Origin of the sequence: Gordonia sp. IITR100 (assembly GCF_002009645.1) — a bacterium.
GTDB classification, from domain to species: Bacteria; Actinomycetota; Actinomycetes; order Mycobacteriales; family Mycobacteriaceae; genus Gordonia; species Gordonia hongkongensis.
The window spans coordinates 75,194-96,251 of the sequence record NZ_MVKV01000007.1 but is presented as its reverse complement, the minus strand read 5'-3'; the positions used below and the strand labels follow the sequence as shown (position 1 = coordinate 96,251).

The window sequence follows — 21,058 nt, the reverse complement described above, 5'->3', positions numbered from 1 at the left end:
CCCGTCGGGAACTTCGCGATGGGCGGCAAGCACACCGTACCGGGCGCCCCACGCGCGCACGGCGGCGTGGGATCGAGCCGCGGTCGGTTTGCAACACTTCTGTGATGCGCCGCGCGAGTTGCCGTAATGCGCGTCACACTCTACTCGTGCCGGGGGACAGGGCTCTCGTTTCGGGGTAGACCGCGTGCTCGACGGGACCTACCACACCTTTAAGCTGTCGTACGGAGTCGTCATCGACACTCCGTACCGACGTTCGTGAAACCGCACTCCCCGAACCTGGAGAAATGACTGTGAGCTCTGCTGGCCGCCCGGTTGTACTCATCGCCGACAAGCTGGCGCCGTCCACCGTGGAAGCACTCGGTGACGGTGTCGAGGTGCGATGGGTCGACGGCCCGGATCGTCCCAAGTTGCTCGAGGCGGTCGTCGACGCCGACGCCATCCTGGTCCGCTCCGCGACGACCGTGGATGCCGAGGTCCTCGACGCGGGCAAGAAGCTGAAGATCATCGCCCGGGCGGGTGTCGGTCTGGACAACGTCGACGTGCCTGCCGCGACCGAGCGCGGCGTCATGGTCGTCAACGCCCCGACCTCGAACATCCACACCGCGGCCGAACATGCCGTCGCGCTGCTGATGGCCGCGTCGCGCCAGATCCCGGCCGCGGACGCCACCTTGCGCGAGAAGACCTGGAAGCGTTCGTCGTTCAACGGCGTCGAGATCTTCGACAAGACGGTCGGTGTCGTCGGACTCGGCCGCATCGGCCAGCTGGTGGCCGCGCGGCTGGCAGCTTTCGAAACCCACATCATCGCCTACGACCCCTACGTGTCGCCGGCTCGTGCGGCCCAGCTCGGGATCGAGCTGGTCAGCCTCGACGAACTCCTCGAGCGCGCCGACTTCATCACCGTCCACCTGCCGAAGACCCCGGAGACCCTGGGCCTCATCGGCGCCGAGCAGCTCGCCCGGACCAAGAAGGGCGTCGTCATCGTCAACGCCGCCCGCGGTGGTCTCATCGACGAGCAGGCACTGGCCGACGCGATCAACTCCGGTCAGGTCCGCGCGGCCGGCCTGGACGTCTTCGCCACCGAGCCCTGCACCGACTCGCCGCTCTTCGAGCTGCCGCAGGTCGTCGTGACGCCCCACCTCGGCGCATCGACCAGCGAGGCGCAGGATCGCGCGGGCACCGACGTCGCCAAGAGCGTCCGCCTAGCGCTGGCCGGTCACTTCGTCCCCGACGCCGTCAACATCACCGGGGGTGCCGTCGACGAAGAGGTCGCACCGTGGCTCGAGGTCGCTCGCAAGGCGGGCGTGCTCGTCGGCGCCATCAGCAAGGAGCCGCCGACCTCCATCGTCGTCGACGTACGGGGTGAACTCGCCGCGAACAACGTCGACGTGCTCGGCCTGTCCGCGCTGCGCGGCCTGTTCTCCGCGGTGCTCGACGAGCCGGTCACCTTCGTCAACGCCCCCGCGGTCGCCGAGGGACGCGGCGTGACCAGCGAGGTCACCACCGCCCCGGAGAGCCCCAACCACCGCAGCGTGGTCGACGTGAAGGCCGTGTTCGCCGACGGCTCGACCCACAATGTCTCGGGCACCCTGTCGGGTCCGCGCCTGGTGGAGAAGATCGTCAACATCAACGGCCGCAACTTCGACCTGCGTGCCGAAGGGCACAACCTCATCGTCAGCTACGCCGACCAGCCGGGTTCCCTCGGCAAGATCGGAACGCTGCTCGGGAACGCCGGCATCGACATCCTGGCGGCCGGTTTGTCGCAGGACGCCGAGGGCGGCGGCGCGACCATGATGCTGCGCGTGAGCAGCGTCCTCGACGACCAGGTCGTCGCCGCGATCGGTGACGCGGTCAGCGCAACCCTCATCGAACAGGTCGACCTCGCATGAAACTCGCAGTCATCGCCGGCGACGGCATCGGTCCCGAGGTCATCGGCGAGGCGCTGGGCGTCCTCGACTCGGTCGTACCGTCGGTGAGCACCACCGAGTTCGACCTCGGCGCGCGCCGCTACCACCGCAACGGCGAGCTGCTCACCGAGGACGACCTCGAGTCGCTTCGTCGTCACGACGCGATCCTGTTGGGCGCCATCGGCGATCCGTCCGTACCGTCGGGCGTGCTGGAGCGCGGTCTGCTCCTGACGATGCGATTCGCACTCGACCACCACGTCAACCTGCGGCCGTCGCGCCGCTTCCCCGGTGTCTCCTCGCCCCTCGCGGGCGACCCCGACATCGACTTCGTGGTCGTGCGGGAGGGGACCGAGGGGCCCTACACCGGCAACGGTGGCGCCATCCGTGTCGGAACCCCGAACGAGGTCGCCACCGAGGTCAGCGTCAACACCCGATTCGGTGTGGAACGCGTCGTGCGCAACGCATTTCAGCGTGCCCAGCAGCGTCGCAAGAAGCTGACGCTGGTCCACAAGACCAACGTATTGACCTTCGCCGGGTCGATGTGGAGTCGCGCGGTCGAGGAGGTGGGTGCCGAGTTCCCCGACGTCACCACCGACTACTGCCACGTGGACGCGGCGACCATCTACCTGGTCACCGACCCCGGCCGCTTCGACGTGATCGTCACCGACAACCTGTTCGGCGACATCATCACCGACATCGCCGCCGCGGTGAGCGGTGGTATCGGGCTGGCTGCGTCGGGCAACATCGACGCCACCGGCGCCAACCCGTCGATGTTCGAGCCGGTGCACGGCTCGGCACCCGACATCGCCGGGCAGGGCAAGGCCGATCCGACAGCCGCGATCCTGTCGGTCGCGCTCCTGCTCCAGCATCTCGGCGACGACGACGCCGCGGCCCGGATCGAGAAGGCCGTCGCCGACGACCTCGCCGAGCGCAGCGGTACGTTCAGCACCTCAGAGATCGGTGCGCGTATCCGCGAACGGCTGTAGTTCGCAGGCATATTCACCAGCAAGGGACGAACCCGCCACCAATTCGGTGGAGGGTTCGTCCGTTGGTGGTGGGTTCAGGCGTCGACCAGCTCATCGGGTTCTCGCATCCGGTCGCGCGGGACCAGGGGCGTCGAGACGAGCGGTGCCAGGGCGGTCGCGGCGAAGGCGATCGGGAAACCGACGGTCGCGATGAGTGCTCCGAGAAGCGGTGTGGTCGCCGCGGTCACCAGATACTGTCCGGTGTTCTGTACGGCGAGTCCGCGGCCGCTCCATTCCGGTCCGACGTACTCGGCGATGGCGGTGAACGCCAAGCCGTTGTCGGCCACCGAGATCACACTCGCCACCGCCATGAGCGCGGGCGCGAGTGGGCTGTCGAACCAGTCGGCGATCGCGAGCGCGGACATGGCGGCGACACCGGCCACCGCGATCACGCGGACCGGTCGCATCCGCGACATCCAGGCGTCCGACCACCGTCCGGCGACGATCCGGCCCAGTGCACCGATGATCTGGGTCACGGTGATCAGGGTTCCGGCGCCGGCCGGTGACCACCCGTGCGCGACGATCAGCCAGGTCGGTACGAAGGTCCACAGCATGGACTGGGGGATGACCAGCAGCATGCTGACGATGTGGATGCGTGCGAGGAAAGAGTTGTCGCGGTAGGGATTCATGCGCGGGGGAGGGTTGCCGACCGTCGACGCGGGAGCCGGCCGACGCGGCGGATCGGTGATGCCGACGACCACCGCGACGAGTCCTGCAGCAGTCACCACGGCTGGGATCGCTAGTGCCGCAGCGGGTCCCGAACTCGCTGCGACAACCGGCATGGTGAGAGCGCAGACGCCGATCCCCAGCGGTTGTGCCATCTGCCGGATGCCCATCGCAGTCCCACGCTGGTGTGCGGGAAACCAGCCGACGACGATGCGGCCGCTGGCCCCGTTCGCCGCACCCGAGCCGAGACCACCCACGAAGAGCGCGGCACCCACGACGGCATAGGACGCATCGGCTGACGCGGCGACGGCCGCCCCGGTCGCGCCGGCGAGCGAGATCGACAGCGACAGCAATAGGATCCGTCGTTCGCCGCAGCGGTCCAACAGGATTCCCCACGGGATCGTCGCCGCCATCAGTCCGACCGTCGGGATCGCGGCAAGCGCCGAGGCCTGGGTGAGGGTGAGTCCGGCGTCGGTGTGCAGCGTGGGGATCAGGTAGGCGACACCGCTGACCACACAAGTCGTGGTGAGCGCGGCGAGCAGCGAGCACCCGAGGATGATCCACCTTCGGGCAGTGGTGATGTCGTCGACATCGGTCATGGTCTACTCACCTCGCTGTCTGTCCGGACCCGGTGAACCGGGGTTGGCTATCTCAATATATGAAACAGTATGACCACATTGTAAAACCGGCACCGACGTCCGCCAATTCGTCTCCCAACGTGTGGGATCGGCGGTGCGATAGGGTCTGGACATGCGCTTAGGTCGAATTGCGAGTCCTGACGGCGTGGCCTTTGTGTCCGTCGAGGGCGACGGAGACGACGCCGTCGTCAAGGAGATCGCCGAACATCCCTTCGGTACGCCGACGTTCACCGGCCGGTCGTGGAAGCTGGCGGATGTTCGGGTGTTGGCGCCGATCCTCGCCAGCAAGGTGATCTGCATCGGCAAGAACTACGCCGCACACGCGGCGGAGATGGGCGGCGAGGCGCCGGCCGACCCGGTGATCTTCCTCAAGCCCAACACCTCGATCATCGGCCCCGAGGTACCCATCGTGCGTCCGCCGTCGTCGCAACGGGTCGATTACGAGGGAGAACTCGCGGCCGTCATCGGACGCCCGTGCAAGGATGTGAAGGCCGCGCAGGCGAAGGACGTGATCCTCGGATACACGGTCGCCAACGACGTAACCGCCCGCGACCACCAGCAGGCCGACGGTCAGTGGACCCGCGGCAAGGGGTACGACACCTTCTGTCCGCTCGGCCCGTGGATCGACACCGCGCTCGATCCGTCGGACGTCGAACTCGTGACGGAACTCGACGGCGAGGTCAAGCAGCGGACCCGGACATCGCTGATGCTCCACGACGTCGGTGAGATCGTCGAGTGGATCTCGCGCGTGATGACCCTGCTGCCCGGCGACGTGATCCTCACGGGCACCCCGGAAGGGGTCGGGCCCATGGTCGCCGGTCAACGTATCTCGGTGACCGTCGACGGTATCGGTACGCTCTCCAACCCGGTGGTGGACAAGTGACAGCTCCCAGCACGGCCCGTGTCAACGGGATCGACATCTCCTACAGCCTCGCCGGGTCGGGCCCGCTCGTGGTCATGGTCATGGGAACCGGAAGTCCCGGCCGCGTCTGGAAGGCGCATCAGGAACCCGCGCTGGTGAAAGCCGGCTTCACCGTCGTGACGTTCGACAACCGCGGTGTCGCACCGTCGTCGGAGTGTGCCGAGGGTTTCACGCTCGACGACATGGTCGCCGACACCGCGGCCCTGATCGAACACCTCGGCCGCGGTCCGGCGATCGTGATCGGCACCTCGTTGGGTGCCCGGATCACCCAGGAACTGGCGCTGGCCCGCCCCGACGTGGTCAAGGCGGCGGTGATGGTTGCGACGTACGGCCGCAACACCCCACTGCAGGAAGCGATCTCGGCCGGTGAGCGGGCCCTCTACGACAACAAGATCAAGCTGCCACCGGAGTACGAGGCCGCCATCACCGCGCATCTCAACCTGTCGCCGCACACGCTCGACGACGACCGCACCGCGCGAGACTGGCTCGACATCATCGGGTTCTCCCCGCAGACGATCACCCCGGGCGTCCGCGCACAGCTCGAACTCCACAACAAGGAGTCCAACCGTCTCGCGGCGTACCGCGGCATCACCCGGCCCGCGCTGGTCGTCGGATTCGCCGACGACCGGACCCTGCCGGCGAAGCTGGCGCGCGAAGTCGCCGAGGCCATTCCGGGCGCGGAGTACGTCGAGATCGAGCGGGCCGGTCATTTCGGTTATCTCGAACAGCCGGCCGAGGTGAACCGGGTCCTGGTGGAGTTCTGCGAGCGCCACCGGGCCTGACGGCGGGCGTGCGGGGGCGGCGGTCGGCTTCGATACGCTGAGCCTCATGACCAGTAGTGAGGCCGTTCGCGTCCGATTCTGTCCATCCCCGACCGGCACTCCCCACGTGGGACTCGTGCGGACCGCGCTCTTCAATTTCGCGCAGGCCCGGCACGACGGTGGCACCTTCGTCTTCCGCATCGAGGACACCGACTCGTCGCGAGACAGCGAAGAATCCTACGAGGCCATCCTCGACGCCTTGCGCTGGCTCGGTCTCGACTGGGACGAGGGGCCGGAGGTGGGCGGTCCCTACGGTCCCTACCGGCAGTCCGAGCGGCGGGAACTCCATGCCGACGTCGTCGCCCGCCTTCTCGAGGCCGGCGAGGCCTACGAGGCGTTCTCGACCCCGGAAGAGGTGGAGGCCCGGCACCGCGCCGCCGGACGCGACCCCAAGCTCGGGTACGACAACTTCGATCGTGACCTGACGCCCGAGCAACGTGCGGCCTACCTCGCCGAAGGACGTAAACCCGTTGTCCGCCTGCGGATGCCGGACACCGACCTCACCTGGGACGACCTCGTGCGCGGCACGACGACGATCAAGGCGGGTACCGTTCCCGACTTCGCGCTGACCCGTGCGACCGGCGATCCGCTCTACACGCTGGTCAACCCGGTCGACGACGCGATGATGAAGATCACCCATGTGCTGCGCGGCGAGGATCTCCTGTCGTCGACTCCGCGGCAGCTCGCGCTGTACGACGCGCTGATCCGAATCGGCGTCGCCGACGCCGTGCCGGCCTTCGGGCACCTGCCCTTCGTGATGGGTGAGGGCAACAAGAAGCTCTCCAAGCGCGACCCCCAGTCGAACCTCTTCCACCATCGCGACCGCGGTTTCATCCCCGAGGGTCTGCTCAACTACCTCGCGCTGCTCGGCTGGGGTTACAAGAGTGATGTCGACGTCTTCAGCCTGGCCGAGATGATCGCGGCTTTCGATGTGCGACAGGTCAACTCGAACCCCGCACGGTTCGATCAGAAGAAGGCCGACGCCATCAACGCCGAGCACATCCGGATGCTCGAGGTCGCCGACTTCACGGCGCGGCTGCGGTCGTATCTCGTCGCGCAGGGCAAGCTCCCCGAGAGCGCCGACGACGAGACCTTCGCGGCTCTGGCCGAACTCGTGCAGACGCGTATCCAGGTCCTCGGCGACGCCTGGGACCTCATCTCCTTCGCCTACGTCTCCGACGACGAGTTCACGATCGACGAGAAGGCGGCGAGCAAGAACCTGGGCGCCGACGCGGTGCCGGTCCTGGACGCCACCATCGCCGCGGTCGAGTCGCTGGACTCCTTCACCACCGCCGCACTGCAGGACGCACTGAATGCTGCGCTGGTGGACGATCTGGGGCTCAAACCGCGCAAGGCGTTCGGTCCCGTACGCGTGGCGGTGACCGGCTCCCAGGTCAGTCCGCCGCTCTTCGAATCGATGGAGATCCTGGGTCGCGACAAGGCGCTCGCGCGGCTGGCCTCGGCACGGGAGATCGCAGCCAAATAGTGCCGCTGAGCTGCACGTTTGTGGACTTACGGTAACCCTTTGATACTCTCTTTCTCGGCAGTTTTCCGCAAGGAGAACCAAGCCAATGGGGTATGGTGTAATTGGCAACACAGCGGTTTCTGGTACCGCCATTCTAGGTTCGAGTCCTGGTACCCCAGCGGACAGAAAGAGATCGAGACCGTGCTAAGGTCTTGATCGCCGGAAGTTCCCATGGCCCCGTCGTCTAGCGGCCTAGGACGCCGCCCTCTCAAGGCGGTAGCGCGGGTTCGAATCCCGTCGGGGCTACGAGAAACACCCTTCCTCTGCGATGCAGGGGGAGGGTGTTTTTCATTGCGCGACAGACCATCTCGTCCGTGTTGCGATGATCACACCGAAACACGGACAAGGGTCGGAAGGTGTCGCGCCGGGACTGCGGTCAGAGGAATTCGGCGGTGGTGCCCGAGGCCGGCATCTCGGGGATGCCGAGCTTGCGGTGGTCCCAGGAACGGGTGCGGGACGGACGGATCCGGACGGCGACGCGCTTGTTCATCATCTGCTCGACGAATGGTCGCGACTCTTCGGTGTAGGGCGCTGTGTAGCGTTCCCAGACGCTGATGCCGACCTTCAGGCACGAGTCCGGGTCGTCGAGGATCTCGGCAGTGCCCTCGAAGGTGACGCCGCGCAGTGTGTCGTAGGTGTCACCGTCCTCGATCATCACCGAGCACCGGTTGTTGCGACGGATGTTGACCGCCTTCTGCGACTTGGATTTGGTCTCGAACCAGATCTCGCCGTCGATGATCCCGTACCACATCGCCACGAGGTGGATGCTCCCGTCCGCTCCGGTGGTGGCGAGGGTCGCGGTCCGGCTGCGCGCCACGAACTCCGCGATCTCGGCCTCGGACATGACGATCTGATTGCGTTGGTTGACTCCCATTCCCCGACGCTAGCCCACCGGCGGGTCCATCGGAACCGCTCCGGGTGCAACGGCTCTGGGTCAGGGACGTGCGGCCTGGAGGCGTTTGTGGATGGCGTCGGCGGCGGCGAGCAGATCGGCGGCCCAGCGTGCACCGGGTCGTCGGCCCATCCGGTCGATCGGCCCGGACACCGAGATCGCGGCGACCACGTCACCGTTGCCGTCGCGCACGGGAGCCGACACACTCGCGACTCCGGCGGCGCGTTCACCGGCACTCTGGGCCCACCCGCGCCGGCGGATCTCGTGCAGTGCGCGCTCGCTGAAGACGCTGTCCGGCACGAGCGCGCGCTGGGTGGCAGGGTCGGCCCAGGCGAGGAGGACTTTCGCCGCGGACCCTGCGCTCATGGGGAAGCGGGTGCCCACCGGCACGGTGTCACGCAGGCCGGTCGGTGGTTCCATCGCGGCGACGCAGACGCGTTCGGCACCTTCGCGGCGATAGACCTGAACCGATTCGCCGGTGATGTCGCGGAGCCGGGGGAGGACCATGAGAGCCGACTCGGTGACGGGATCGTGTGCCGAGGAGGCGAGTTCGCCGAGGACGGGGCCGGGCTGCCAGCGGCCGGTGACATCCCTGGTCAGAAAGCGGTGCGTCTCGAGTCCCACGGCGAGTCGATGTGCCGTCGCCCGGGGCAGACCGGTGCGCTCGCAGAGCTCGGAGAGATTGCACGGCGCCTCGGCGATCGCGTGCAGCACCGCCACGGACTTGTCGAGCACTCCGATTCCGCTGCTGACCGCGGATGCGGTATCCTTTCCCATAGGACGATACTAGCTGTCCAAATAGTGAGATGCACGTTCGAAACACAGCCAGAACGTCAACACCGCGTGCAGAGTCCGAAGAACCCGAGCAGATAACGAGTGAAGCCATGAGCAACAGCCCAGCCCAGCCGCTGACTCTCGCCGAGAAGGTGTGGCGCGACCATGTCGTCGTCCCCGGTGACGTCGATGCGTCCGGCAACACCAATCCCGACCTGATCTACATCGATCTCCACCTCGTCCACGAGGTCACCAGCCCCCAGGCCTTCGAGGGTCTGCGCCTCGCCGGTCGTCCGGTCCGCCGACCGGATCTGACCATCGCGACCGAGGACCACAACGTCCCGACGGTGGACATCGACAAGCCCATCGCCGATCCCGTGTCGCGGACCCAGGTCGACACGCTGCGCAGCAACTGCGAGGAATTCGGCGTCCGCCTTCATCCCATGGGTGACGCCGAGCAGGGCATCGTCCACGTGGTCGGGCCGCAGTTGGGCCTGACCCAACCCGGCATGACCGTCGTGTGCGGTGACAGCCACACCTCGACGCACGGTGCCTTCGGAGCGATCGCGATGGGTATCGGTACCAGTGAGGTCGAGCACGTCCTTGCGACGCAGACCCTCTCGCTGCGCCCGTTCAAGACGATGGCGATCAATGTCGACGGCGAGCTCCCGCCCGGTGTGACGAGCAAGGACCTGATCCTCGCGATCATCGCGAAGATCGGCACCGGCGGCGGGCAGGGTTACGTGCTGGAGTACCGCGGGGAGGCGATCCGCAAGCTCTCCATGGAAGCGCGGATGACGGTGTGCAACATGTCGATCGAGGCAGGCGCCCGGGCGGGGATGATCGCACCCGATGAGGTCACCTACGAGTTCCTCAAGGGCCGCCCGCATGCCCCGTCGGGTGCCGATTGGGATGCTGCCGTTGCCTATTGGGACAGTCTGCGCACCGATCCCGGTGCCACCTTCGACGCCGAGGTGCACATCGACGCCGCCTCGCTGACCCCGTTCGTCACGTGGGGGACCAATCCGGGACAGGGTGCACCGCTCGGCGCCGCGGTACCCGACCCGGCGGAGTACGGCGACGAGGTCAAGGCTAGTGCCGCGGCCAAGGCGCTGGAGTACATGGGCCTCGAGCCCGGAACGCCGCTGCGCGACATCAAGGTCGACACGGTCTTCGTCGGCTCCTGCACCAACGGGCGGATCGAGGACCTGCGCGAGGTCGCCGGCATCCTCAAGGGGCGCAGGGTCGCGGACGGGATGCGGATGCTCATCGTGCCCGGTTCGATGCGGGTGCGTGCACAGGCCGAGGACGAAGGACTCGGCGAGATCTTCCTCGCGGCCGGCGCCGAATGGCGGCAGGCCGGGTGCTCGATGTGCCTCGGCATGAACCCCGACCAGCTCGCCCCGGGCGAGCGGTGTGCGTCGACCTCCAACCGCAATTTCGAAGGGCGCCAGGGCAAGGGTGGCCGAACGCACCTCGTGTCTCCAGGAGTGGCAGCGGCCACCGCGCTGCGCGGCACCTTGTCCGCGCCCGCCGACCTGGACTCGCAGCCGGCGCCCGCCGATCTCGGTTGAGTCACGGTCCGACCCATATCCCAGCCACATCATTCGAACAGGGGCTTTTCTCATGGAACCGTTCACCGAACACACCGGTATCGGTGTCCCGCTGCGTCGCAGCAACGTCGACACCGACCAGATCATCCCGGCCGTCTATCTGAAGCGGGTGACGCGCACCGGCTTTGAGGACGGTCTGTTCGCCGGTTGGCGGACCGATCCCGACTTCATCCTCAACAACGAGCCCTGGAGCCGCGGGTCGGTCCTGGTCGCCGGTCCCGACTTCGGCACCGGGTCGTCGCGTGAACACGCGGTCTGGGCGCTGTCCGATTTCGGCTTCCGCGTGGTGATCTCGTCGCGTTTCGCCGACATCTTCCGCGGCAACTCGGGCAAGGCGGGTCTGGTGGCCGCGCAGGTCGAGCAGCCCGACGTCGACCTGCTGTGGAAGCGCCTCGAGGAGAATCCTGGCCTCGAAGTGACGGTGAGCCTTGTCGATAAGACGGTCACCGCCGGAGACCTCGTGGTGCCGTTGGCAATTGATGGCTACACGCGGTGGCGTCTGATGGAGGGTCTCGATGACATCGGACTCACGTTGCGCCAGGTAGAGGCGATTTCCGAGTACGAGTCGGCGCGTCCGGCATTCAAGCCGCGCACCCTCGCGGACTGATTCCGCACCGCCGCGGCGGGGACATCTCGCCGCGGCGGCACCGTCGTGAGCTGCCATGCCATTTCGCAACACGGCGTCCTAATTGGCGTGGAAGATGGACGTTTTCACATCCGACGTTTACCGTGTGTTGGTAGCTGGCCGAAACTCGGTCAGATCAGCTTGCGGAGGTACTCATGAACAAGGCGGAGCTCATTGATGAGCTGACCAAGAAGCTCGACGCGGATCGCAAGACTGCGACTGAAGCCGTCGAGCTCGTCGTCGACACGATCGTGCGCGCAGTCAACAAGGGCGAGAGCGTGACGATCACCGGCTTCGGCGTATTCGAGAAGCGGAAGCGCGCACCGCGCGTCGCCCGTAACCCGCGCACCGGCGAGACCGTCAAGGTCCGCGCGACCTCGGTGCCGGCGTTCCGTCCGGGCGCTCAGTTCAAAGCTGTTGTGGCGGGCAAGCAGAAGCTGTCCGCGACCGGTCCGGCTGTGAAGCGCGGAAGCGGGGCCACCACCACGGCAGCCAAGAAGGCTGCGCCGGCGAAGAAGACGGCCGCCAAAAAGACGACCGCCGCCGCCAAGAAGACCACGGCGGCCAAGAAGGCTCCGGCGAAGACCACGGCGGCCAAGAAGACCACCGCGGCGAAGAAGGCTCCGGCGAAGACCACGGCGGCCAAGAAGACCACCACTGCGGCGAAGAAGGCTCCGGCCAAGAAGGCGGCGCCGGCGAAGAAGGCCACCGCGGCGAAGAAGGCTCCGGCCAAGAAGGCTGCCGCGAAGAAGACCGCGGCGAAGAAGACCACCCGTCGCTGACCTGCGGGACAACCGCGGTCGACGACCACAATTCAGCCCCCGGCGTACTTCCCCCGCCGGGGGCTGAATCGTGTTCGGGGTCAACCGGCGGAGGGGCGCGGGACTCAGGCTGTCGGGAGCGGCCCGGCGATGTGATCGGCCGCCACCAGCCGGCCGTCGAACAGGGACAGAACCCACACACTGCCCTTGCGGTTGGAGGCCTTGGGAAGCGGGATCGAGTCGCGCTCGGACCACCAGTCCATGAGGGGCGGGATCACCTTGCCCTGACTGCAGACCGCCAGGGTCGACGTCGTGTCGGCGGCGAGTTCGAGGATCCGGCGTTGCGCCGCTGCCGGATTGGTCCGATACGTCTCCTCCGACAGATCCGGCTCGCTGTGCAACTCGACCCCCAGCCGGTCGCGTAGCGGTTCCAGGGTCTGCTCACAGCGGACGCGATCGGCCGAGTGCACCCGGCTCGCCCCGAACGCGATCAGCAGTGGGGCGAGGGCGGCGGCTTGCGCCCGGCCGAGTTTGTCGAGGGGCCGCAACCGGTCGTCGCCCTTGTAGGTCGAGCGCCGACCGGCCTTGGCGTGCCGTACCAACAGGAACGTGTGCAGGTCCGCGGGTAGCCGCACGAACTCCTCGAGGATCGTGCGATCGAGCGGATAGCTCAACATCTCCCGGGCCTCGTCGACGGAGAGCCACCGCAGCTCGTCGACCTCGTGCCCGGCGACGAACTCTCCGTCGGACGCTCGCGCCGACCAGTAGCGCACATGCTTGCGGGTACTGCCGAGGTCGTAGTGGACGTCGTCCAGGTGCCGGCCGAGAACGACGTGTTGGCCCGTCTCCTCGGCGATCTCGCGCACCGCCGTGTCGATGAGGGTCTCGCCCGGCTCGGCCTTTCCCTTGGGCAGCGTCCAGTCGTCGTACTCGGGGCGGTGGACGACCGCGATCTCGACATCGTCGATCTCGGCGGCATCGTTCCCGGTCGGACCGGGGACAACCGGTCGCCAGACCACACCGCCGGCGGCCCACACCTCATTAGTCTTCTTCGCCATGTCGATGGTGATCGTAGAGGTCGAAGGTTACGCGTCGGTGCCGGTCACGAACTGGTCTCCGGCCGACGACGATTGCGCCGCATCATCTGTCGCTGATGGTCGCGCACCTCTTCGCCCTCGGCGGGTGAGGCCACCCAGCTCCCGTCGGACTGCAGGACCCAGCAGCGGGTCCGCGGATCGAGGGCGGAGGCGAAGATGTCACCGAGTTCACCGGCCAGACGCTCGTCACGGACGTTCACCATGACCTCCACGCGCCGATCGAGATTGCGGTGCATCATGTCCGCGCTGCCGAACCAGTACTCGTTCTGCGCACCGAAATACAGGATTCGGGAGTGCTCGAGGAACTGCCCCAGGATCGACCGCACGTGGATGTTGTCGCTGTAACCCTCGACCCCGGGCCGCAGCGCGCTGATGCCACGGACCACGACATCGACGGGTACCCCGCTCTGCGAGGCCCGGTACAGCGCATCGATCACCTGCTCGTCGACCAGTGCATTCGCCTTGAGCTGGATTCTCGCGCGCGTGTCGCCGTCGCGGAACAGCTCGATCTCGCGATGGATCCGTTTGATGATGCCCGCCCGGATGCCGTGCGGCGCAACGAGGATGTTGCGGTACTCCTGCTTGCGGGAGTAACCGGTCAAGGTGTTGAACAGGTCGGTCAGGTCGGCGCCGATGTCGGGGGCGGCGGTCAGCAGGCCCACGTCCTCGTAGAGCCGCGCGGTCTTCGGGTTGTAGTTGCCGGTCCCGATGTGGCAGTACCGCTTGATCGTCGAGCCCTCTCGACGCACCACCAGGCAGGTCTTGCAGTGGGTCTTCAAACCGACGAGGCCGTAGACGACGTGGACGCCGGCCTGTTCCAGTTTGCGGGCCCACTTGATGTTCGCCTGCTCGTCGAAGCGGGCCTTGATCTCCACCAGCGCGACGACCTGCTTCCCGGCCTCGGCGGCGTCGATGAGCGCGTTGACGATCGGGGAGTCGCCGGAGGTGCGGTACAGCGTCTGCTTGATGGCCAGGACCTGCGGGTCGGCCGCGGCCTGCTCGATGAACCGCTGCACGCTCGTCGAGAACGAGTCGTACGGATGGTGGACGAGTACGTCACCGTCGCGAAGGGTCGAGAACACGCTCTTGGGTGTCTCTCGCTCGCCGAACGCGGGGTGGGTGGCGGGGACGAACGGACGGTCCTTGAGATGCGGGCGGTCGAGCGCGTAGATCTCGAAAAGTGATGACAGATCGAGGAGTCCGGGCACCTGGATGACGTCGGCGGGGTCCACCTCGAGCTCGCGCAGCAACAACTCGAGCATGTGCTCGCTCATGTCGTCGGCGACCTCAAGCCGCACCGGCGAGCCGAACCGACGGCGCGCGAGTTCTCGCTCGAGCGCCTGGAGGAGGTCCTCGTCGCGGTCCTCTTCGACCTCGAAGTCGGCGTTGCGGGTGATCCGGAAGACGTGGTGCTCAACGATTTCCATACCCGGGAACAACGTCCCGAGGTTGGCCGCGATGAGACTCTCCAACGGCAGGAACACCGCGCTCCTGGCGGCCTTGTCGTCGTCGGGCGCCCGAGCGGGCGACAGCCGGTCGACGCGGATGAAGCGGTTCACGTTGTCCGGTACCTTGACCCGCGCGAAGTGCTCGCCGCTCTCGTTGACGTCGCGGACCGTGACCGCGAGGTTCAGCGACAACCCGCTGATGTACGGGAACGGATGAGCGGGGTCGACCGCCAGGGGCGTCAGGACCGGAAATACCTCGTCCTGGAAATAATCGGTCATCCGCGCCTGCTGCTCGGCGGTGAGCTGCGACCAGGACACCACGTAGATGTCGTTGTCGGCCAACGCCGGTCGGACCGAATCGAGGAAGACGCGCGCGTGCCGGTCGGCGACGGTCTGCGCGCGTCCGGCGATGCGCATGAGTTGTTCTCGCGGCGACAGGCCGTCGGCGGACCGGACCGACAGGCCGGTCTCGTCGCGCCGCTTGAGTCCGGCCACCCGCACCATGAAGAACTCGTCGAGGTTCGAGGCGAAGATGGCGAGGAACTTCGCACGATCGAGGAGCGGCAGGGAGATGTCCTCGGCGAGCGCGAGCACCCGGGAGTTGAAGTCCAGCCAGCTCAATTCCCGGTTGAGGTAACGGTCCTCGGGCAGGTCGGCGGATTCGTCGGGCACCAGGGTGGCGGCCGGCGGGGCGTGCGGGATCGGTGTCGTGGTGACCGTGGCGGTCTGCGATACGTCATCGTCGGCGGGGCTCACCCCCCAATGATGACCCATCGCCGTCCCCGGCGTACACGCCCGCCGGTCGGACGCTTGTCGAGTGCGGGTCGGGGTCAGAGATGACGCAGCGCAGCGACGGTGTGCGGTCCGAGGCCGAGCTCGCGGGCGACGCCCAGGTCCGCCGCGGTGTCGACGTCGGTGCGCAGGTCGGCCCACTCCCGGCCGGCCGGGTCGAGTTCGACGGCGCCGGCGGCCCGGTGGGCGGCCGCCGAACCGGGCCCGAAGCGGGGAGCGGGGACGTCGGTACCGGTGCCGTGCAGCAGCACCGTCCCGGATCCGTCCCGGTCGGTGACGAAGCTCGAGCGGTGTTCACCGGCGGCGCGCAACACGGCGGCGACGGACGTGCTCGTCGCCGCCGGCAGATCGGCCTGCACGTACATCAGGCCCGTCGACTCGGGCCACGCCTCGCGCGCCCAGCGCGCACCGTCGACGAACGCGGAGTTGAGACCGGCGTCAGTCGGTGACCGGTGCGGCGACTCCCGCAGGCCGCGCATGCCCGAGCGCCGCGCCGCGGCGAGCACCTCGTCGTCGGGGCTGACGACGACGAGCCGAGAGATCCCGGCACCGCGCAGGGCGTCGACGGTGTCGAGGAACATCGCCAGGACGAGGGAACCCCGGGCGACGGGGTCGTCACCCTCGAATGCGGTGGACAGCGTCGCCGCCAGTCGTGACTTCGCGCGGTGCAGATTCTTGACCGCCAGCACGGCCGCGACCGACGTCGCGACGGGCTCGTTGCCCCCCGCGTCGACGACCGTCGAGTCGGCGCCCGCGCCGACGGTGCTGTGTTCCATGCCGACCATCATGATGCACCGACCCCTGGTCGGTGACATTCCGGGTCGGCCACACCCGGCAGGGCACTAGGGTGAGCAGGGTCGGCCGTCCGGCCGGCGCCGGCGGTGGGAATACGGAATTGGGCTTGCCCGGTGGGAGGTTGCGGTGCGCGCAGCGGTGATGGGTGCGGGTTCCTGGGGAACCTCGGTGGCGAAGGTGCTGGTCGATGCCGGTACCGACACCGTGATCTGGGCGCGGCGACCCGAACTCGCCGAGGCGATCAACACCGAGCACGTCAACGCCGACTATCTACCCGGCATCGCGCTGCCCGCCGCGCTCACCGCGACGAGTTCGGCGGTCGATGCCCTGCTCGGCGCCGACGTCGTCGTCTGCGGTGTCCCGTCGCAGTCGTTGCGCCCCAACCTGACGCAGTGGACGCCCTACATCGGGTCGGATGCGTCGCTGGTGTCGCTCGCCAAGGGCATCGAATCCAACACCCTGCTACGGATGAGTGAGGTCATCGCCGAGGTGACCGGTGTCGCCGACGACCGGATCGCGGTGCTGACCGGGCCGAACCTGGCACGCGAGATCGCGGAGGGTCAACCGGCGGCGACCGTGATCGCCTGTGCCGACGAGGCGCGGGCGGTGACGCTGCAGAGCGCGTTCAGTACGCGATACTTCCGGCCGTACACCAACACCGACGTCGTCGGATGTGAGATCGGCGGCTCTGCGAAGAACGTCATCGCGCTGGCCTGCGGGATGGCCAGCGGCATCGGGTTCGGTCAGAACACCCTGGCGACGATCATCACTCGTGGGCTCGCCGAGACGATCCGGTTGGGTGTCGCGGTGGGCGCGCAGATCGAGACGCTGGCGGGTCTCGCCGGGATCGGGGATCTCGTCGCGACGTGTTCGTCGCCGTTGTCGCGCAACCGCACGTTCGGCGCGCGGCTGGGGGAGGGTGCCACCATGGCGCAGGCTCAGGAGGCCACCAACGGGCAGGTCGCCGAGGGCGTCAAGTCGTGCTCGTCGGTGCGTGCGCTGGCCGAGCGACACCAGGTGCCGATGCCGCTCACCGACGCGGTCCACCAGGTCTGTCACGACGGCATGTCGGTGGCCGACGCGGTCAATTCGCTGTTGGGCCGCAGCACCAAGCCGGAGATCTACCGGGACTGAGCGCCCGCCGCCGATCAGCCGAAGTCGAGCGGTCCCCGTTCGAGGGTGCGGTCGATCAGTCCCGAGATGTCGGTGATGGGTCCGTTGCCGGCGTTCGTCGGAATCCACATCGCGACATAGGGTCGGTGGTCGACGCACACATAGGCCTGGCCCGAGCCGTCGACCGTGTCCGTGATGAACCACTGGACCCCGGCCTGGCCGGCGGCGTGAATCTCCTGGAGATTGCTGGTTGGAGACAGCTCGGCAGGTCGGGTCACCCCGCACCGAAGTGTCATGTCGTCGCCCGGGCCGGTCGACGGCCACGTCGCGCGGTCGCCGGAGACCTCTTTGGTGCCGAAACCCTCGAAGGTGTCCGGTGCTTCGGTGAGCAAGCGGGTGCACTCCGCGGCGACCGGGCCGACGGAGTCGTAGGACTCGATCGGGGTCACCGGATCGGGGCGCAGCGCGGCGAACACGATGAAGCCGGCGAGCACCATCACGGGAATGGCTACCAGGGTCGCGACGAGTGCGGGGCTGAGACGTCCGCCGCCGCCATACCGCGCGGAGTCCTCGGCGGATTCGCCGTCGACGGGATCCTGCTGGGTGTCATCCGAACCTGCTGACGTCACCCCACAACAGTAGGAGTCGGTCTGCCGAACCCGCGCACGGGGACCCGTCAGGATCACCCGTCGTCAGCGGCCGGCCGACGCCCCTCAGCGCGTTGTGGGGACCACCGGGCAGGTCAGGGTGCGGGTGATCCCGTCCACCTTCTGGATCTGCGGAACCACGTTCTCGGTCAGGTGGGTGGCATCGGAGGCGTCGACCCGGACGATCACGTCGTACGGCCCACTGACCTCTTCCGACGAGGCGACCCCGGCGATCTCGGCGATGGTCGCGGCTGCGAGGGCGGCCCTGCCGACCTCGGTCTGGATCAGTATGTATGCCTGAACCACGGACATCCTCTCCGTCTGTGTCGTTCCCGGGCCACATCGTATGGGGCACATCGTCGACACGGGCTGTCGTACCGGCGGCTCGGCGCATGCGCGGTCGTCGGGCAGTGCACGACTGCCGCGGGCGGCCGGACAGTTGCGGATCGCTCCCGCCCGGCGGGCCCATACACTGTGGCACACATTGTCACCGACAACCCCGTGCGCGCGCGACCGGAAGAGGAAAGGCCCCGACGAGTGACCTTCGACGAGACAGGTCGGCAGGACCGCGCGATCGACCGGACCGACACGGTCGGGGCGATCGGTGAGCGTGCCGTGATCGCCGCGTTGACCGCGTCCGCGACCTCCGGTGAGCCCGCCGACGACATCGTGATCGGATCCGGTGACGACGCAGCCGTTCTCGACATCGGGGGATCGGCGGTGATCAGCACCGACACCGTCGTCGAGGGGCGCCACTTCCGATTCGACTGGTCGACGCCGGGGCAGGTCGGCGCCCGCGCGGTGGTGCAGAGTGCCGCCGACGTCGCCGCGATGGGCGGCCGCACAACGGGTCTCGTCGTGTCCATCGCGTGTCCGGCGGACACGCCGGTCGGCGTCGTCCTCGACCTCAACGACGGCGTGGTCCGCGCGGCACACGGACAGGGGGCCCGGGTGCTGGGCGGCGACCTCGTCGCGGCCGGTCAGGTGGTGGTGAGTGTCACCGCGGTCGGCGCGCTCGAGGGTCGGCCCCCGGTCTCGCTGGGCGGTGCCCGGCCTGGTGACGTCCTCGCGGTGAGCGGTCCGCTGGGGGCCAGCGCCGCGGGACTCGCGGTGCTGTCCGATCCGCGTCCGGTGGTCAGCGATTGGTCGGAACTGGTTGCACTGCACCGAGTTCCGAAACCCGACCTAGCCCAGGGGCCGGTCGCCGCGGCGGCAGGTGCGCACGCCATGACCGACATCTCCGACGGTCTGGTCGAGGAACTGCTCACGATGTCGAGGGCTGCCCAGGTCGCCATGACCGTGCATGGCGACGCCGTACCGCGGCGCCCGGATCTGGCTGCCGCGGCAACCGAACTCGGGGCGGACGTCGACCGCTGGGTACTGGCCGGCGGCGAGGACCATCACCTGCTCGCGGCGTTCGGCGGGCCCACGGTGCCGCCGGGGTGGACCGTCATCGGCTCGGTGGGGGAGAAGTCCTCGTCGGCGCCCGAGGTCTGGGTCGACGACCGCCGGGTCGGTGGGCCCGACGGTCTCGAACTGCACGGGTGGCAGTCCTTCGCCGACCCGACTGGTGACTGAGGTCCCCGGGGCGCACCATTAGAGTCGCCTCATGGCGATCTACGCACTCGACGACCGAGAACCGGTCCTGGGACAGGACACCTACGTGCACCCGGACGCGGTGGTGATCGGCGCGGTCACCCTGGGCGACGGTGTCTCGGTGTGGCCGGGCGCGGTACTCCGCGGCGACTACGGGACCATCACCGTCGGCGCCCGCAGCAACATCCAGGACGGCACCGTCATCCACTGCACGGTTCTCGACCCGACCGTGATCGGCGAACGGTGCGTCGTCGGACACAACGCGCACATCGAGGGCGCGACGATCGGAAACGACTGCCTCATCGCCTCGGGATCGGTGGTCCTGAACGGGTCCACGGTCGGCGACGGCGCGATCGTCGGAGCCGGCGCGGTGGTCCCGTTCAAGTTCGACGTTCCCTCGCGACGGATGGCGCTCGGTGTACCGGCCCGGCTCCGCGACGGCTACGAGGTACCGGAGGGGCACACCGAACTCAACTGCGAGATGTACTTCCAGAACGCGCAGCACTATCGCACCGCCCTGAAACGACTGGACTGACGACCGCCCACGACGGAGGCAATCGAGTGACCGCACCACCCAAACCCCTTGCCGAACTGATCGACCCGGGCTGGGCGCAGGCGCTCGCCCCGGTCGAGCCGCTCATCACCGAGATGGGCCGGTTCCTGCGCACCGAGATCGCCGAGGGACGGCGCTATCTGCCTGCGGGACAACATGTCCTGCGGGCATTCACGCGCCCCCTCGACGAAGTGCGCGTGCTGATCGTCGGGCAGGATCCATACCCGACGCCCGGACACGCCGTCGGACTGAGCTTCTCGGTGGCGCCCGACGTGCGCCCGATCCCGCGTTCCCTGACGAACATCTACACCGAATACTGCGCCGATCTCGGCTATCCGATGCCGACCACCGGGGATCTCACGCCCTGGGCGGACAACGGTGTGCTGCTGTTGAACCGCGTGCTCACGGTGGCCCCCGGCGAGCCGGCCTCTCACCGGGGGAAGGGCTGGGAAGAGGTGACCGAGTGCGCGATCAAGGCGCTTGCCGCCCGCGACGAGCCGCTCGTCGCGATCCTGTGGGGCCGGGACGCCGCGGGACTGGAGAAGTGGCTGCCCGACGTCCCGACCATCGTGTCGGCGCATCCGTCACCGTTGTCGGCCTCGCGCGGGTTCTTCGGGTCCCGACCCTTCAGCCGGGCCAACGAGGAACTGATGGACCTCGGGGCCGAACCGGTGGAGTGGCGTCTGCCGTGACCCTTCGAGGCTCGTCGACCTCGACGCGCTCCTTCGTCGCTTGCTCGGCCCAGCGGCTGGCGCTCCCCGCACCTCAGTACCTGCGGCCTGGCGGCCGTCGTGGATCGTGAAAGAACACTCTTGAGCGTCCACATCTCTGCTCCCTGAGGTGCGAGCGAA

The 21,058-nt window shown here is 68.0% G+C and carries 20 protein-coding genes and 2 tRNA genes; 14 read left to right on the top strand and 8 right to left on the bottom strand.

Features of this window, described 5'->3' with window-relative positions:
• Positions 1–290: 290 nt before the first annotated feature.
• Positions 291–1,886: a phosphoglycerate dehydrogenase gene (serA, locus tag B1818_RS12470; protein ID WP_078112971.1), complete on the top strand. Its 1,596-nt coding sequence runs from the start codon at positions 291–293 to the stop codon at positions 1,884–1,886.
• Positions 1,883–2,890, top strand: coding sequence for a 3-isopropylmalate dehydrogenase (locus tag B1818_RS12465; RefSeq protein ID WP_065632707.1), 1,008 nt, complete (start codon positions 1,883–1,885; stop codon positions 2,888–2,890). Before serA ends, B1818_RS12465 begins: the two co-directional genes overlap by 4 nt.
• A gap of 74 nt (positions 2,891–2,964) precedes the next feature.
• Here B1818_RS12465 and B1818_RS12460 read toward each other — a convergent pair whose 3' ends face one another.
• Positions 2,965–4,194 carry an MFS transporter gene (locus B1818_RS12460; RefSeq protein ID WP_078112923.1) on the bottom strand — a complete coding sequence of 410 codons (1,230 nt, stop codon included), beginning with the start codon at positions 4,192–4,194 and terminating at the stop codon, positions 2,965–2,967.
• A 151-nt stretch (positions 4,195–4,345) separates the two neighbouring features.
• Between B1818_RS12460 and B1818_RS12455 the strand changes: the two genes are divergently transcribed.
• The 5 genes from B1818_RS12455 to B1818_RS12435 all read left to right on the top strand — a co-directional run bounded on the left by B1818_RS12455 (position 4,346) and on the right by B1818_RS12435 (position 7,747).
• Positions 4,346–5,116, top strand: a complete 771-nt coding sequence (locus B1818_RS12455) for a fumarylacetoacetate hydrolase family protein (protein WP_078112922.1) — start codon at positions 4,346–4,348, stop codon at positions 5,114–5,116.
• Positions 5,113–5,937 carry an alpha/beta fold hydrolase gene (locus tag B1818_RS12450; protein ID WP_065632710.1) on the top strand — a complete coding sequence of 275 codons (825 nt, stop codon included), beginning with the start codon at positions 5,113–5,115 and terminating at the stop codon, positions 5,935–5,937. Before B1818_RS12455 ends, B1818_RS12450 begins: the two co-directional genes overlap by 4 nt.
• A gap of 46 nt (positions 5,938–5,983) precedes the next feature.
• Entirely contained in the window at positions 5,984–7,462 is a 1,479-nt protein-coding gene (gene gltX, locus B1818_RS12445) for a glutamate--tRNA ligase (RefSeq protein ID WP_078112921.1), read from the top strand.
• An 86-nt stretch (positions 7,463–7,548) separates the two neighbouring features.
• A tRNA-Gln gene (locus tag B1818_RS12440) sits at positions 7,549–7,620 on the top strand.
• A gap of 54 nt (positions 7,621–7,674) precedes the next feature.
• Positions 7,675–7,747, top strand: a tRNA-Glu gene (locus tag B1818_RS12435).
• 130 nt (positions 7,748–7,877) lie between these two features.
• Here B1818_RS12435 and B1818_RS12430 read toward each other — a convergent pair.
• Both B1818_RS12430 and B1818_RS12425 read right to left on the bottom strand, forming a co-directional pair.
• Positions 7,878–8,375: a PPOX class F420-dependent oxidoreductase gene (locus B1818_RS12430; RefSeq protein WP_058252126.1), complete on the bottom strand. Its 498-nt coding sequence runs from the start codon at positions 8,373–8,375 to the stop codon at positions 7,878–7,880.
• Between the two features lie 60 nt (positions 8,376–8,435).
• Entirely contained in the window at positions 8,436–9,170 is a 735-nt protein-coding gene (locus B1818_RS12425) for an IclR family transcriptional regulator (protein ID WP_058252125.1), read from the bottom strand.
• A 107-nt stretch (positions 9,171–9,277) separates the two neighbouring features.
• Here B1818_RS12425 and leuC point away from each other — a divergent pair, with 107 nt between their 5' ends.
• The 3 genes from leuC (at position 9,278) to B1818_RS12410 (ending at position 12,187) form a co-directional block, all read left to right on the top strand.
• A complete protein-coding gene (gene leuC / locus B1818_RS12420) occupies positions 9,278–10,741 on the top strand; it encodes a 3-isopropylmalate dehydratase large subunit (protein ID WP_078112920.1) in 1,464 nt (487 codons plus the stop codon).
• A gap of 52 nt (positions 10,742–10,793) precedes the next feature.
• Positions 10,794–11,387: a 3-isopropylmalate dehydratase small subunit gene (gene leuD / locus B1818_RS12415; protein ID WP_078112919.1), complete on the top strand. Its 594-nt coding sequence runs from the start codon at positions 10,794–10,796 to the stop codon at positions 11,385–11,387.
• A 173-nt stretch (positions 11,388–11,560) separates the two neighbouring features.
• Positions 11,561–12,187, top strand: a complete 627-nt coding sequence (locus tag B1818_RS12410; protein WP_078112918.1) for an HU family DNA-binding protein — start codon at positions 11,561–11,563, stop codon at positions 12,185–12,187.
• A gap of 104 nt (positions 12,188–12,291) precedes the next feature.
• Here B1818_RS12410 and B1818_RS12405 read toward each other — a convergent pair whose 3' ends face one another.
• From B1818_RS12405 to cofC, 3 genes are all read right to left on the bottom strand, one after another.
• The gene (locus tag B1818_RS12405; protein ID WP_058252121.1) at positions 12,292–13,224 is read right to left on the bottom strand and encodes an NUDIX hydrolase; all 933 of its coding nucleotides are present in this window, start codon (positions 13,222–13,224) and stop codon (positions 12,292–12,294) included.
• Between the two features lie 44 nt (positions 13,225–13,268).
• Complete coding sequence (locus B1818_RS12400; protein WP_078112970.1) at positions 13,269–15,467, bottom strand: RNA degradosome polyphosphate kinase; 2,199 nt, start codon at positions 15,465–15,467, stop codon at positions 13,269–13,271.
• Positions 15,468–15,541: 74 nt separating this feature from the next.
• Positions 15,542–16,279: a 2-phospho-L-lactate guanylyltransferase gene (gene cofC / locus B1818_RS12395; RefSeq protein WP_078112969.1), complete on the bottom strand. Its 738-nt coding sequence runs from the start codon at positions 16,277–16,279 to the stop codon at positions 15,542–15,544.
• A 145-nt stretch (positions 16,280–16,424) separates the two neighbouring features.
• On the opposite strand from cofC, the gene B1818_RS12390 reads away from it, so the two are divergent.
• The gene (locus B1818_RS12390) at positions 16,425–17,432 is read left to right on the top strand and encodes an NAD(P)H-dependent glycerol-3-phosphate dehydrogenase (protein ID WP_058252120.1); all 1,008 of its coding nucleotides are present in this window, start codon (positions 16,425–16,427) and stop codon (positions 17,430–17,432) included.
• Between the two features lie 14 nt (positions 17,433–17,446).
• Here B1818_RS12390 and B1818_RS12385 read toward each other — a convergent pair whose 3' ends face one another.
• Both B1818_RS12385 and B1818_RS12380 read right to left on the bottom strand, forming a co-directional pair.
• Positions 17,447–18,040, bottom strand: coding sequence for a DUF3515 domain-containing protein (locus B1818_RS12385; protein ID WP_058252119.1), 594 nt, complete (start codon positions 18,038–18,040; stop codon positions 17,447–17,449).
• An 84-nt stretch (positions 18,041–18,124) separates the two neighbouring features.
• Positions 18,125–18,370, bottom strand: a complete 246-nt coding sequence (locus B1818_RS12380) for an Lrp/AsnC ligand binding domain-containing protein (protein WP_058252118.1) — start codon at positions 18,368–18,370, stop codon at positions 18,125–18,127.
• Positions 18,371–18,595: 225 nt separating this feature from the next.
• Between B1818_RS12380 and B1818_RS12375 the strand changes: the two genes are divergently transcribed.
• From B1818_RS12375 to B1818_RS12365, 3 genes are read left to right on the top strand one after another with little or no spacing between them, the layout of a single operon-like run.
• On the top strand, positions 18,596–19,636 hold the full coding sequence (locus B1818_RS12375) for a thiamine-phosphate kinase (RefSeq protein WP_078112917.1): 1,041 nt from the start codon (positions 18,596–18,598) through the stop codon (positions 19,634–19,636).
• A 31-nt stretch (positions 19,637–19,667) separates the two neighbouring features.
• Complete coding sequence (locus tag B1818_RS12370; protein WP_058252116.1) at positions 19,668–20,189, top strand: gamma carbonic anhydrase family protein; 522 nt, start codon at positions 19,668–19,670, stop codon at positions 20,187–20,189.
• Positions 20,190–20,215: 26 nt separating this feature from the next.
• Positions 20,216–20,899 carry a uracil-DNA glycosylase gene (locus B1818_RS12365; protein WP_078112916.1) on the top strand — a complete coding sequence of 228 codons (684 nt, stop codon included), beginning with the start codon at positions 20,216–20,218 and terminating at the stop codon, positions 20,897–20,899.
• Positions 20,900–21,058: the final 159 nt, after the last annotated feature.